The following is a 13,254-nucleotide window of genomic DNA, read 5'->3' on the forward strand; positions in this document are numbered from 1 at the left end:
ATCACAATAAGGATTTTGTGCAAAACCGAATAGACAGAAAAATTATACAAAATATACTTGAAATGGATCGTTTATACACCCATATTAATACTGAGTTTTATTTCTTTAAATTTTTATAAAATATTGAAAAATATATAAATTTTATTTGAAATTTTAAAAAGCGTTCCCATCTAAGTGATAAGTTAAGAATTTGTTGTGAGGAATAACAAGAATGCGATTTGAAAAATTTACAAACCGTTTACAGCAAGCACTCTCAGACGCGCAATCATTGGCAATGGGTCAGGATCATACTGCGATTGCAGGGATTCATATTTTGTCGACTCTTTTGAAAGAACCTGCCAATCTGAGTTTATTGCAACAAGCGGGCGCACGTTTACCAGAGTTAAAGCAAAAACTTGAACAAGCGTTAGAGAATGCACCAACGTTGGCGAATCCTACTGGTGATATCAATTTGAATCCTGAAGCGGTAAAGGCACTGAATTTAGCTGACCGCTATGCACAAAAAGCAGGTGATGAATTTTTATCAACCGATTGGGTGTTGTTGGGGCTGACAGAAACAGGTGAAACCAAAAGCATTTTAAATAGTGTTGGTGTAACACCAGAAAGCTTACGCAAAGTAATTGAAAATATTCGAGGAAATGACAAAGTTATGAGCAATAATCACGAAGATCAACGTGACTCACTCAATAAATATACCATTGACTTAACTGAGCGTGCTTTAGCGGGCAAGCTCGATCCTGTGATTGGTCGTGATGATGAAATTCGTCGTACCATTCAGGTTTTATCACGTCGTACCAAAAACAATCCTGTCCTGATTGGTGAACCAGGGGTAGGTAAAACAGCAATTGTGGAAGGTTTAGCACAACGTATCGTCAATGGTGAAGTGCCTGAAGGCTTGAAGAATAAGCGTGTACTGTCATTAGACTTGGGCTCATTGCTTGCAGGTGCAAAATATCGTGGTGAGTTTGAAGAGCGTTTAAAAGCGGTTCTCAAAGACCTTGCTAAACATGAAGGTGAGATCATCCTGTTTATTGATGAGTTACATACTCTCGTCGGTGCTGGTAAGGGTGATGGCGCGATGGATGCAGGTAATATGTTGAAACCTGCTTTAGCGCGTGGTGAATTGCGTTGTGTAGGTGCAACGACATTGGATGAATATCGTCAATACATCGAGAAAGATGCTGCACTTGAACGCCGTTTCCAAAAAGTGCTCGTTGATGAGCCGAGTGTAGAAGATACTATTGCGATTTTACGTGGTCTAAAAGAAAAATATGCAACCCATCATGGGGTGCAAATTTTAGACTCAGCCATTATTGCTGCGGCGAAAATGTCACATCGTTATATCACGGATCGTCAATTACCTGACAAGGCTATTGATCTGATTGATGAAGCGGCATCGCGGATCAAAATGGAAATCGACTCGAAGCCTGAAGCTTTGGATAAACTTGATCGTCGATTAATCCAATTGAAAATGCAATTGGAAGCGGTGAAAAAAGATGAAGATGCTGGCAGTAAAGCCGAGGTCAATCATCTTGAACATCAAATTGCTGAAAAGCAAAAAGAGTACAACGATCTAGAAGAGATCTGGAAAGCTGAAAAAACGCTGGTTGAAGGTGATAAAAAAGCACAAGTTGAACTGGATCAAGCACGTGTTGCTTTAGAAAAAGCAAAACGAGAAGGTGATTTGGCGGAAGCTGCACGTTTGCAATATGGCGTGATTCCAGAGTTACAGAAACGCTTGGAACAAGCCGAGGTTGCTGAGGAAAATGAAGAGCCGAAACTGATTCGTACCAAAGTGACTGAGAATGAAATTGCTGAAGTGGTCAGTGCGGCAACAGGTATCCCAGTGGCGAAAATGTTGCAGGGTGAACGTGAAAAACTGCTGAACATGGAAGAGTTCTTGCATAACCGTGTGGTTGGACAAGATGAAGCAGTGGTTGCTGTTTCCAATGCGGTCCGTCGTTCACGTGCGGGCTTGTCTGACCCGAATCGTCCAAGTGGCTCATTCTTATTCCTTGGACCAACAGGTGTGGGTAAAACCGAGTTGACCAAAGCATTGGCGAACTTCTTGTTTGACAGTGATGATGCCATGATCCGTATTGATATGTCTGAGTTCATGGAAAAACACTCAGTCAGTCGTTTGGTCGGTGCGCCTCCGGGCTATGTTGGTTATGAAGAAGGTGGTGTGCTCACTGAAGCTGTACGCCGTAAACCTTACAGTGTGGTGTTATTTGATGAGGTGGAAAAAGCGCATCCAGATGTATTTAACATCCTGCTACAGGTGTTAGATGATGGGCGCTTAACCGACTCGCAAGGTCGTGTGATCGACTTTAAAAATACGGTGATTGTGATGACCTCGAACCTTGGTTCACAAGATGTGCGTGAACTAGGTGAAGGCGCAACCGATGACGAGGTTCGTGCTGTGGTCATGAATGCGGTTACACAGCATTTCCGTCCAGAGTTTATTAACCGTATTGATGAGTTGGTGGTATTCCATTCACTGCAAAAGGCACAGATTCGTGGTATTGCGGATATTCAGTTAGATCGTTTACGTTCACGCTTGAGCGATCGTGATATGGGCTTAACTGTGGATGATAGCGCTTTTGATCTATTGATCGATGCTGGTTTTGACCCTGTATACGGTGCACGTCCATTAAAACGTGCGATTCAGCAACAAGTGGAGAATAACTTGGCTCAGAAAATCTTGTCTGGGGAATTCCAGCCAGGGGATAACATTTTAATCAAAGGTGAAAGTGGTCATCTGGTCTTTGATAAAATGAAACTGAGTTAAGTGAAATTTGAACGTTTGGCTAAAAAGATGGTGATGAAAATCACCATCTTTTTTTGTATCAGTGCAACTGGTCAGATTTTTGCAGGAATATTACCAATAACATTGCGACTTTGTGAAAAACTTGATAGTTTCGGATCAAATAAGAAAAAAATTCAGGATGAATTGCAATGGAAAAGAACAGACATCATTGCACAAATGCTTGTGTAATTTTGTTGATGACTGCCTTATCTTCAATGGTGCATGCCGCACAACCATTGAGTGAAGGGACACTCGCCTTACAAACTGCTATGCTGAATAATGCACTTCCCAGTATTCTCATTAAAGCGCAACAAGATGCCTTAAAGCCTGAAGAAGAACGTTGGCGTTCACAACGGATCTTGAGTGATAAATACTTGGGTGATATTCGTGTCAGTACGATCTTAGGAGGCGTTTTATCACCTCATGAAGAGCAGAAGAAAGTGTTGGCTGTTGATAATCGAGATAAGCGGGCTGCGACCATCAAACCACATGAACAGCCACCTGATCGCTACATGATTTATGAGTTCGAGTCAGGCAATGTTCATGTGACTTATAACGATGACGTAAAAGCCGAGCTAGTGATTAAATAGCAGGGTGTTGAATTTTCCAAGCACGATGAATTTTTTGATTCCGTTTAAAATCTGGACCAATCGTTTCAGAGGTGATCTCTTCAACCTGATACATCGCCTCAATTTCTTCATCTAACTCAAAACCACGATAGTTATTTGAGAAGTACAGGGTTCCATCACTGGTTAAGCGATTCATAGCTCGTTTAAGAAGTGAAACGTGGTCACGCTGTACGTCAAAAGTTCCATAGAACTTCTTTGAGTTCGAGAAGGTTGGTGGGTCAATGAAAATCAAGTCATATTGCTCATGACCTTCTTTTAGCCATTCAAAGCAATCACTTGCAAAGAACATGTGCTGTTCATCTGCATGATCGACAGTCAAACCATTGAGTACAAAATTCTCTTTAGACCAATTTAAGTAAGTATTGGATAAATCGACACTGGTCGTACTTGCTGCACCACCTAAAGCGGCATGTAGACTTGCTGTAGAAGTGTAGCTATAAAGATTTAAGAAGTGTTTACCTCGCGCTTCTTTGGCAATTCTTAAACGCATCTGACGATGGTCCAAGAATAACCCTGTATCCAAATAATCAGTCAAATTCACCAAGATACGTGCTTTGCCTTCCTGAACGATAAAACGTTTAGAGGCAGTACTCTGTTTCGTGTATTGGTTTGCACCCGCTTGTTTTGCACGTGTTTTAATAAAGATGGCATCACGACCTAAACCGGTCACAGCACGGATGGCAGCAAGAGCAAGGTTAAAACGTTTTTTTGCTTTTTCTGGATCAATGGTTTTTGGTGGCGCGTATTCTTGAACATGCAAACGATCGCCATATAAGTCGACTGCGACGTTAAAATCAGGCAAATCGGCATCATATAAACGTAAACAGAAAACATTTTCTTTGACTGCCCATTTTTTCAATGTTTGCATATTTTTTTGCAAGCGATTGGTAAAGTCTTCGGCACCTTCAATTTTTTCAAACTGTTGTGGCTGCCAAGTGGCAAGGAAAGGTTGTGTCACTGTTGCAGGTTTAACGGTACCAAAACGGATATAAATTGGTAATTTACCATTCATTAAACGTAAGGTTTGGGGATCGTTAATAGCAAGTACATCTGCTTGTTCAATTTGTGCCGCAATGACAGCCACAGACTGATTTGGGAAATTCTTTTGTAACAGTCCAGATAAACCTAGATAAAATGCACGACTAGAGGCTTTATCACCTAAACGTTCGCCATAAGGAGGATTTGTAACGATAAATGCTTTTTTACCTTCGGCATGGAAGTTATCCCAATCGGCCAAGGTACGTTCTTCAATCTGAATTTGATCGAGTAATTTTTCGAAACCAGCCGCAATGATGTTTTGACGCGTTGCTTTTACGGCTTCCCAATCAGCATCATAAGCATAGAATTTAGGTAGTGGCTGTTCTAAAGCCTTTTCATGACGTTCAGCAGCTTCAGCTTTTAATCTTAACCAAAGTTCATGGTCATGACCATGCCAACCATTAAAGCCAAAACGACGCACTAAGCCTGGTGCACGGTCTGTTAAAATGAGTAGAGATTCGATAATAAATGTGCCTGAACCACACATTGGGTCAAGAATAATATCGGGTTGGTATTTTGATAATTGGGCTTTTTGTAGAATCGCTGCTGCCAAGTTTTCTTTAATGGGTGCATCGGTCATATAGCGTCGGTAGCCGCGCTTATGTAAAGAATCACCAGATAAGTCTAAGCAATAAGTATGTTCAGTTTTACCTGCTAGAGCGTATAGGGTAATTTCAGGCTGCTTGATATCAATGCTCGGACGCTTACCAACGGCTTCCATAAAGGAATCCACTACACCATCTTTAACTCGTAGGGTCGCGAACTGTGTATTGACCTTGATTTCACGTTCAACATGTAAGCGGACTGCAAAGGTACTTTGTGGTGCAAAAATCAGTGACCAGTCAAAGCTAATCGCGCCTTCATAGAGTTCTTCAGCTACATCACGTGCATCATGGGTATGTTCAAGTTCATGGGTATGAATCGGTAAAAGCACGCGAGAGGCAAGGCGTGACCACATACAAACCCGATATGCATTTTCAAGTGTGCCTTTAAACACTAAACGCCCAGCAAAACGTTGGATATTTTGAATGCCTAAATCTTCAAGCTCTTGTTGTAATAAGGTTTCAAGCCCGTCTGCACAGGTCACCCAATAGTCTGTTAGACGTTGTTTAGCATTCATTCAAATTTCCAAAAACATTTTTAGCAATCGCATATTTTAACTGATTTTTGCTTGCTCTGTCGGTGCATATTTGTGTGATTGTCAGCTTTATTCTGCATTAATCGATATTTTTTGAATAATTTTATCTGTGTTTGGGTGATTCAAAAATGTGATCAAGTGCATTTTTATTTTTTATTTTAATAGTTGGTACAGCTTTTGCTTTTCTCTTGATGAATTATCAGTAAATATTTCTCCCAATGATGTGAGGACTTTATGAAAGAAAGCATGAATAACGAAGTATTGGTCAATGCTGAAGCTTTTACGATTGCAACTCAAATGTATGTCCGTTTAAGACGTGTCTGTGGTCGTGTGATCGATGTAATGTATCTCGTTAACAATAAAGATTATGCCAAGCATGTGCTGGATATCGCCTTAACAACTCAGGACCCAGAGTTGGAACGTTTTGTACATCGTTTAAGCCCATTGATTGATTTATATCCTGAGCCAAATCCATTGGTGGTGGAGACAAAAACTGCGACGGAGAAACAACCAGCTGAGATTTTGGAAACTTATTCCATGGAAGTTACCGATGAAGAAATTTATCAAGCACAGGTACATCATCACTATATTGGTGCATTAAGGTAAATTATAAGTCATTAAAAAATAGAATATTAAAAGGATGTAGAGATGATGCTTACATCCTTATCTTTATTTTGGAGTATTTGTATTGGATCAATATTCAGAATCTATGTTCTGATATTGAATAAAAATAAGATCATGGAAAAGATCTAAAATATTTTTACTTAAGTGCTGAAAAGTTCAACTGCGAATGAAATCCAAAGTCTGTATAATGCGTTAACTTAACGTGTTAGGAATCTCTTATGCACTTGGCGGCATTGCATACTTTGAGTCAGATCCAGCTCAATCAACAAGGAAATCTCAAGCACTTTTTAACAATTGAAGGTCTTTCTAAAGAAACCTTAACCAAGATTCTAGATACAGCGCAAAGCTTTTTAGATGAAAATAATAACTTGATCAATCGTCCGTTGCTTGAAGGACTGACGGTGATGAATCTTTTCTTTGAAAACTCCACTCGTACCCGTACTACGTTTGAGGCTGCAGCAAAGCGTTTGTCTGCCAATGTCTTAAATATTGATATTGCACGTTCAAGTACCTCTAAAGGTGAAACGCTACGTGACACGCTTTGGAATTTGGAAGCGATGGCAGCGGATATCTTCGTGGTGCGTCATTCATCTTCTGGTGCAGCACATTTTATTGCCAAAGATGTGTGCCCTAAGGTTGCGATTATCAATGCAGGTGATGGTCGTCATGCGCATCCTACCCAAGCCATGCTGGATATGTTGACCATTCGCCGCGAAACCCAAAAGCCATTTGAAGACTTAACCGTGGCGATTATTGGTGATATCAAGCATTCACGCGTCGCACGCTCAAATGTAGCGGCATTGCAAACATTGGGTTGTAAAGACATTCGTGTGATTGCACCAAATACCTTATTGCCAGTGGCCTTTGATAAATATGGCGAACATGTACGTCTGTTTAACAAAATGGATGAAGGCGTAAAAGACTGCGATGTGATTATTGCCTTACGTATTCAAAATGAACGTATTGATTCACCTGCATTATCTTCACAAGCTGAATTCTATAAAATGTACGGCTTAAACAAAGAGCGTTTGGCATTGGCTAAGCCTGATTGCATCGTGATGCATCCGGGGCCAATGAACCGTGGAGTTGAAATTGATTCAAGCGTTGCCGATGGTGATCAATCTGTTATTTTGAAGCAAGTCACCAATGGGATTGCAGTTCGTATGGCAGTGTTGGCACTTGCGATGCAAGGGCAGTTACAAGAACAAGGTTTAATTGAAGCGATTGCGCTGTAAAGGATAGATCACATGAGTATAGTAAAAATTGAAAATGTCCGTGTGCTCGATCCAATTCAAAAAACTGATCAAGTCAAAACGGTATATATCGAAAACGGTAAGTTGGTTGATGCAGTAGATCAAGTCGATGAAACGATTGATGGCCAAGGCAAATGGTTAATGCCAACCATGGTTGATCTTTGTGCACGTCTACGTGAACCAGGGCAACAACAGCATGGAACCTTAAAGTCAGAAGGTAAAGCGGCGCGTGCCAATGGTATTTTGCATGTGATAACACCACCTGATTCAAAACCAATTGTTCAAGATAATGGCGCTTTAATTCATGGCTTGATTGAAAAAGCACAATTGGATGGCGGCATTTATCTACAAATTATTGGTGCACAAACCCAAGGTCTGAATGGCAAACAACCTGCCAATATGGCGGGATTGAAGAAGGGTGGATGTACTGCGGTTTCAAATGCGAATGCAAGCTTTGAAAATGATGATGTGGTCATTCGTACTCTGGAATATGCAGCAGGTTTGGGCTTGACGGTCGTGTTCTATGCCGAAGAACCACAGATTGCCAAAGATGGCTGTGCACACGAAGGCTTTATTGCTTCTCGTCAAGGTTTACCCATGATTCCTGCGATTGCTGAAACTGTTGCGATTGCTAAATACTTGATCATGATTGAAGCAACTGGCGTGAAAGCACACTTTGGTCTGTTGTCTTGTGGTGCTTCGGTTGATTTGATCCGTGCAGCAAAAGCCAAAGGTTTACCTGTCACTGCCGATGTTGCTATGCATCAGTTACATCTGACTGAGCAACTGACCGATGGTTTTAACTCACTTGCCCATGTACGCCCACCGTTACGTTCTGAGCAAGATAAGGCATTATTGCGTCAAGGAGTGAAAGAAGGCGTGATTGATGCAATCTGTACCCATCATGAACCCCTTAGTAGCTCAGCGAAAATGGCTCCATTTGCTGAAACACAGCCAGGGATTGCTGCTTTTGATACCTATGTCGGTTTAGGTGTGCAGTTGATTCAAGAAGGTGTGTTTGAACCTTTGGAATGGGTGGAGAAAGTCACCTCTATTCCAGCACAAGTGGCCAATATGACGGATCGTTGGTTGCAAGAAGCCGGTTGGGTTTTGATTGATCCAGAACTACAGTGGACGGTGTCTAAAGACAGCATCCTGTCTCAAGGTAAAAATACGCCATTACTTGGTCAACAGCTGACAGGTAAGGTGATGACGACCTTCGCATAAATGATATGCAAACAGCAGAATAAGGCGATCAAGTCTTATTCTGCTTTGTAAAGTGTGATGTAGATATTGTATTTAAATTTTACAAAACTGATAAAAATAAAAAAATTAGATTAAAGTAAGAAAATAAATGAGATGTGCTTTACATAAAATTATAAAAAATGAGAATTAAACAATTGAAATAATTGGAGCTAAATCATATGGCTATTCACCCAATGGAGCTGCTTAAGCAAAAAGTATCCTCTATTATTGTCAATGATCAAACATGTCTAGTAAATGAAAAAAATGATGTTTTATCAAGATTTTATCCTATTTTTTTGCATCGTTTTTTACAGAAACCAGAACTTGTTGATCAGTTAAAAGAGAAGCTGACACCTTCTGTTTTTGACCTAATGGAAGAAAATGAAAAAGTAAAAAATGCATTACTGTTAAGGTTGGCAGCAGGTAAAGTTTCGGTTGCAGAGGTAGAAATCACATTAAATCGAGCGATCCCGAAGAGTCTAGCAGTACTTTCAAATGAAATCGGAAATGATGCAATCAGCATTATTCATTACCTTCGTGAACATCAAGAATCGATAAATGGACTGTTGCCAAATTGGTCGGAGGAGGTGCTTGCCCTATTAGATGAAGTTCCAAGCGTAGCAGTGTCATTAGAAGAAATTACTGAGCCGGTTGAGATAGCGCCTGAAAAGAAATCTTATCGTTTATTTCCGTTTCTTACACTCATTTTTGCGAGTTTTTCCTTACTGTTTCTATATCAATTAAGCAAGTAAAATGCCTTATTATGAAGATGAAATTATTCCTTATCGCACAATTTATAACTCAACTGAATGATGATCTAAAGCGATTTGGCTTTTTCTCGGTTTTGTAAAGTGTGATGTAAGTATTGTATTTAAATGATATAAAAACGAATAAAAAACACACAAATGATTAGAATGAAAAAGCTTCAGTTTGCTTGTACTTCGCATTTTTCTTAAGCGATCTGAATATTATAAATTTAATGTGTTGGAGAGAATAACAATGTCAATAAACCCAATAGAACTGTTAAAGCAGAAATTGACCTCTGTGCTTGTGAGTGGTCAAGATGGATTGGCGAACGAAAAAAGTGCGCTGTTATCTAAATTTTACCCGATTTTTCTTTCGATTTTAGCTGCAAAACCTGAATTGATTCAGAAACTAAAAGAGTCGATTTCACCTTCCTTATTCGATTTATTTGGTCATAATGATCAAGTTAAAAATGCATTATTATCCAACCTCGCAGGTGGTCAGCTTCCCATAGCTGAAGCAGAGCAAACATTAAATCAAGCGCTTCCAGCCAGCCTTGCTGCTTTAACCAGTGAAGCGGGTAATGATACCCAAAGCATTGTTAATTATTTAAAACAGCATGCTGATTCAATTCGTGCGCTGTTACCTGCATGGGCGGTAGGTTTGCTTGCACCTTTAGGTCTCGTTTCGAGTGCTACAGCCTCCACAACGAGCTTAGCCAGTGCGACCGCGACGACAGGAAGTAAGTCTCGTGCTTGGCTACCGATTGTAGCGCTGATTATTTTGGCATTGTTGGTCGCATGGTTGTGGAAGTCATGTCAACATAAACAAATGGAAGTACCTGTAAGTAATGAGGATTCACCGGCATCACAAGTCGGTACGATGATTGCGCCCGCGAGCTTGGCATTAACCACCGATGCTAATGGTCATGTTGCACAGTGTCAGGTCATGGTTGGTGATCAAGGGCTCCTTGCCAGTATTCAGGCCAAGGTCAAAGAAGTTTTTTCTTCTAATCAGGACTGTACGGTAGATACAGCAGGTACGGCTGCAACACATGCAGGCTCGTTTACTGATCAAGCAGGACTGGCAGGTGTTTTGGGATTGCTTAAAGGGGTTCCAAATGTTTCCTTGGAATGGGTGGGTGATAAGATCACCTTAAAAGGTGCAGATGCAGCTAAACTCAATGAGTTGCTTGGCAAGATTAAAGGATTAGTACCAAATACCGAGGTGGTTGTCGAAGCGCCTGTTAGTGCTGCTGATTCGGTAAGTAATAGTCTAAATGCAGCACAGGATGCATTGGCAAGCATTGATGCCAATCAGGTTGATATTAATGCCGTAATTAAAGCACTTAATCTACAGATTATTAATTTCTCAACGGGATCCAACCAGATTCCAGATGAAAACAAAGCAATCTTGGATAAAGCCGCTGGCTTAATGAAAAATACCAAAGATGCAAAACTGACCGTTGCGGGTTATACCGATTCAACAGGTAATGCCAATAGCAATAAAACGCTATCACAAAAACGTGCACAGGCGGTGGTTGATTATTTAGTCAGTCAAGGCGTGGATGCGGCTCAACTCACAGCGGTGGGGCATGGTGCAGATAATCCTGTTGCAGATAATGCAACTGAAGAAGGACGTTTTAAAAATCGCCGTATTGAGTTTTCAATTAGCCCTTAATTGAGGGTTTGTTGACGTTTAAAAGGAGTTATTGGAAAAATAACTCCTTTTATTTTAATTATTTATTTGAGTGAATATAATTTTAAATGAAGTTGTTTAAATAAAATCAGAGAAAAGACTCGAAAGTATCGTTTTAAATTGAGTAGAATACGCCCGAAAAAAACAAGATTACGAGTATTAATATGAATAAGTTTTTTATATTCACAACATTAACAGCAGCAGTGTTATTAACAGGTTGTGACAAGTTCAAGCCGAAAGATAAAGTTGAAAATACGGATGCGGCTGTCGCTGAGTGGAGTTGTACCAATCAAGACAACTTGAATAATATTCAAGCGGCATTGAAAAAAGACTATTTAAAACAAATCGAGCGTAGCCTAAGAGAAAGTGGGTATCAGGCAGATTATGATGTTTTGGATAAAATCAATAAAGGTCTGAAATTCGAAATTAAAAATGTGCGTACCTTAGATGCAGCAGAAGGCGAGCAAGCATCAAAAACACAATTGAGCTGTGAAAGTCAGTTAATTGTTCAATTCCCGAAAGGCTTACAAAAGCGTGCGGAGAATGCTTATGCTGAGCAGCAAAAAAATTGTGAAGAGTGTGAAGGCGATTATAGTGCCAGTACTTTAGCTGATTATTTTGCAGATAATGAATATTCACTGACCTTAGAAGATGACAAGCTCAAAGGTAGCTTTTTATATGACATTACCAAGACGGATAAAGATGGTTTAGTGTTTAATATTCCTGATCAAAATGCAGTGATTGATGGTGTGGTCTTTATGGCGACCAAAGCCGTGCAATATGTGGCTTATTTAAAAGAAAACCGCCTGATTGAACAAAGCAATGAGCAAGCTCAGCAGCAATATGATGCAGAAGAGTCGGCTCAAATGGGCTTGGCTCAAAAAGCAATGGATATTCGTAAGAAAGAGTTAGATGCTGAAAAAGCACAGCAGGTTGAACGCTTAAATCAAACTTGGGACAAATTTAGTGCAGAGCAAAAAGCACAGTTGCAACAAGACCAGTCTGATTGGTTTGAAAAACGTGATGTTGATTGTAAGGTACTTGCTCAGAAGCATGTATCTGATATTCCTGAAAAAGATTTAGAAACCTATCAAAAGCAATCACGCTATTGGAATGATGCGATGCGTCAACAAGATCAAGATATGCAGTACACCAAGTGCTTCACCCAACGTACCATAGAGCGCATTGTCTATCTCAATAATGTCAATTAAGTAAGCAACAACAAGAAGGACGAATTGATTCGTCCTTTTTTTATTGGCATGCTTAGCACAGCGATGGTTTTAAGATAAATATTATGCGAATTACATTGATTGGAGCAGGTCGTGTTGCAACCCATTTGGCCAAAGTATTGCAATTGCAGCATCAGATTGTGCAAATCTTTAGTCGGAATCTACAACATGCTCAGACCCTTGCAGACCAAGTCAGTGCCCAAGCAATTGACGATGTGCAACAGTTGGATGCGCAAACCGATTTAGTGATTATTGCAGTCAGCGATCAGGCGATTCGTAGCGTGATTGATTCGATTGCGCCATATCTCACTGAAAATCTGATTGTACATACTTCGGGAAGTACTGCTTTATCGGTACTGCAACAGAGACATCCACGCGCGGGTGTGTTCTATCCTCTGCAAACCTTTAGTATGGAAAGGGATGTGAATTGGGCAGATACCCCTTTGTTTGTGGAGGCAGTACAGCAACAGGACTTAACCTTATTAACCGAGTTAGCAAACAGTTTAAGCCAATCTGTCTATCAATATAGTTCGACTCAACGTCTGACTTTGCATTTAGCGGCGGTATTTGCTTGCAATTTTAGTAATTATTGTTATGACATGGCGAAGCAGATCGTTGATGCTGAGCAGGTTGATTTTAGTTTGCTCTATCCACTGATTTTAGAGACCGCAAATAAAGCCACAGCCAATAATCCCAAGGATATGCAGACAGGCCCTGCGATGCGAGGCGACCAAAATATATTAAGTATGCATAGCCAATTATTAGCAGATTCTAATCGCCCAGACTTGCAGAATGTCTATGGTCTTATCAGTGAATCTATTTTAAAACGCCACCATTAAATCGATTT

11 protein-coding genes are annotated in these 13,254 nt (G+C 40.3%); 10 read left to right on the forward strand and 1 reads right to left on the reverse strand.

Annotated elements, in window-relative coordinates:
* Positions 1 to 211 precede the first annotated feature (211 nt).
* Genes clpB through B2727_RS11075 form a run of 3 tightly spaced genes read left to right on the forward strand, consistent with a single transcriptional unit; the run spans position 212 to position 3,399 of the window.
* A complete protein-coding gene (clpB, locus tag B2727_RS11065) occupies positions 212 to 2,791 on the forward strand; it encodes an ATP-dependent chaperone ClpB (protein ID WP_004806339.1) in 2,580 nt (859 codons plus the stop codon).
* A complete protein-coding gene (locus B2727_RS11070; protein ID WP_033134033.1) occupies positions 2,792 to 2,998 on the forward strand; it encodes a hypothetical protein in 207 nt (68 codons plus the stop codon).
* Positions 2,959 to 3,399, forward strand: a complete 441-nt coding sequence (locus B2727_RS11075; RefSeq protein WP_004806342.1) for a hypothetical protein — start codon at positions 2,959 to 2,961, stop codon at positions 3,397 to 3,399. Before B2727_RS11070 ends, B2727_RS11075 begins: the two co-directional genes overlap by 40 nt.
* Here the strand turns inward: B2727_RS11075 and rlmKL are convergent.
* Complete coding sequence (rlmKL, locus tag B2727_RS11080; protein WP_005204447.1) at positions 3,392 to 5,596, reverse strand: bifunctional 23S rRNA (guanine(2069)-N(7))-methyltransferase RlmK/23S rRNA (guanine(2445)-N(2))-methyltransferase RlmL; 2,205 nt, start codon at positions 5,594 to 5,596, stop codon at positions 3,392 to 3,394. The two genes, B2727_RS11075 and rlmKL, sit on opposite strands and share 8 nt — an antisense overlap.
* A gap of 252 nt (positions 5,597 to 5,848) precedes the next feature.
* On the opposite strand from rlmKL, the gene B2727_RS11085 reads away from it, so the two are divergent.
* From B2727_RS11085 to B2727_RS11115, 7 genes are all read left to right on the forward strand, one after another.
* Positions 5,849 to 6,220 carry a hypothetical protein gene (locus B2727_RS11085; protein ID WP_004806346.1) on the forward strand — a complete coding sequence of 124 codons (372 nt, stop codon included), beginning with the start codon at positions 5,849 to 5,851 and terminating at the stop codon, positions 6,218 to 6,220.
* Between the two features lie 236 nt (positions 6,221 to 6,456).
* The gene (locus B2727_RS11090; protein WP_033134032.1) at positions 6,457 to 7,473 is read left to right on the forward strand and encodes an aspartate carbamoyltransferase catalytic subunit; all 1,017 of its coding nucleotides are present in this window, start codon (positions 6,457 to 6,459) and stop codon (positions 7,471 to 7,473) included.
* A gap of 12 nt (positions 7,474 to 7,485) precedes the next feature.
* A complete protein-coding gene (locus B2727_RS11095) occupies positions 7,486 to 8,718 on the forward strand; it encodes a dihydroorotase (protein ID WP_033134031.1) in 1,233 nt (410 codons plus the stop codon).
* Between the two features lie 197 nt (positions 8,719 to 8,915).
* Positions 8,916 to 9,488 (forward strand): hypothetical protein, encoded by a 573-nt coding sequence (locus B2727_RS11100; RefSeq protein ID WP_004806349.1) that lies wholly within the window; start codon positions 8,916 to 8,918, stop codon positions 9,486 to 9,488.
* A gap of 247 nt (positions 9,489 to 9,735) precedes the next feature.
* Complete coding sequence (locus B2727_RS11105; RefSeq protein ID WP_033134030.1) at positions 9,736 to 11,160, forward strand: OmpA family protein; 1,425 nt, start codon at positions 9,736 to 9,738, stop codon at positions 11,158 to 11,160.
* Between the two features lie 182 nt (positions 11,161 to 11,342).
* A complete protein-coding gene (locus B2727_RS11110; protein WP_033134029.1) occupies positions 11,343 to 12,389 on the forward strand; it encodes a hypothetical protein in 1,047 nt (348 codons plus the stop codon).
* A gap of 83 nt (positions 12,390 to 12,472) precedes the next feature.
* Entirely contained in the window at positions 12,473 to 13,246 is a 774-nt protein-coding gene (locus B2727_RS11115) for a Rossmann-like and DUF2520 domain-containing protein (protein ID WP_033134028.1), read from the forward strand.
* The last annotated feature ends 8 nt before the right edge of the window (positions 13,247 to 13,254 follow it).

It is taken from the genome of Acinetobacter sp. UBA991 (assembly GCF_002292065.1).
GTDB classification, from domain to species: domain Bacteria; phylum Pseudomonadota; class Gammaproteobacteria; order Pseudomonadales; family Moraxellaceae; genus Acinetobacter; species Acinetobacter higginsii.

Bases quoted from the DNA above. Each gene is read 5' to 3' on its own strand.
- clpB (WP_004806339.1), top strand. From the start codon at position 212: ATGCGATTTGAAAAATTTACAAACCGTTTACAGCAAGCACTCTCAGAC.
- B2727_RS11075 (WP_004806342.1), top strand. From the start codon at position 2,959: ATGGAAAAGAACAGACATCATTGCACAAATGCTTGTGTAATTTTGTTG.
- rlmKL (WP_005204447.1), bottom strand. From the start codon at position 5,596: ATGAATGCTAAACAACGTCTAACAGACTATTGGGTGACCTGTGCAGAC.
- B2727_RS11085 (WP_004806346.1), top strand. From the start codon at position 5,849: ATGAAAGAAAGCATGAATAACGAAGTATTGGTCAATGCTGAAGCTTTT.
- B2727_RS11090 (WP_033134032.1), top strand. From the start codon at position 6,457: ATGCACTTGGCGGCATTGCATACTTTGAGTCAGATCCAGCTCAATCAA.
- B2727_RS11095 (WP_033134031.1), top strand. From the start codon at position 7,486: ATGAGTATAGTAAAAATTGAAAATGTCCGTGTGCTCGATCCAATTCAA.
- B2727_RS11100 (WP_004806349.1), top strand. From the start codon at position 8,916: ATGGCTATTCACCCAATGGAGCTGCTTAAGCAAAAAGTATCCTCTATT.
- B2727_RS11105 (WP_033134030.1), top strand. From the start codon at position 9,736: ATGTCAATAAACCCAATAGAACTGTTAAAGCAGAAATTGACCTCTGTG.
- B2727_RS11110 (WP_033134029.1), top strand. From the start codon at position 11,343: ATGAATAAGTTTTTTATATTCACAACATTAACAGCAGCAGTGTTATTA.
- B2727_RS11115 (WP_033134028.1), top strand. From the start codon at position 12,473: ATGCGAATTACATTGATTGGAGCAGGTCGTGTTGCAACCCATTTGGCC.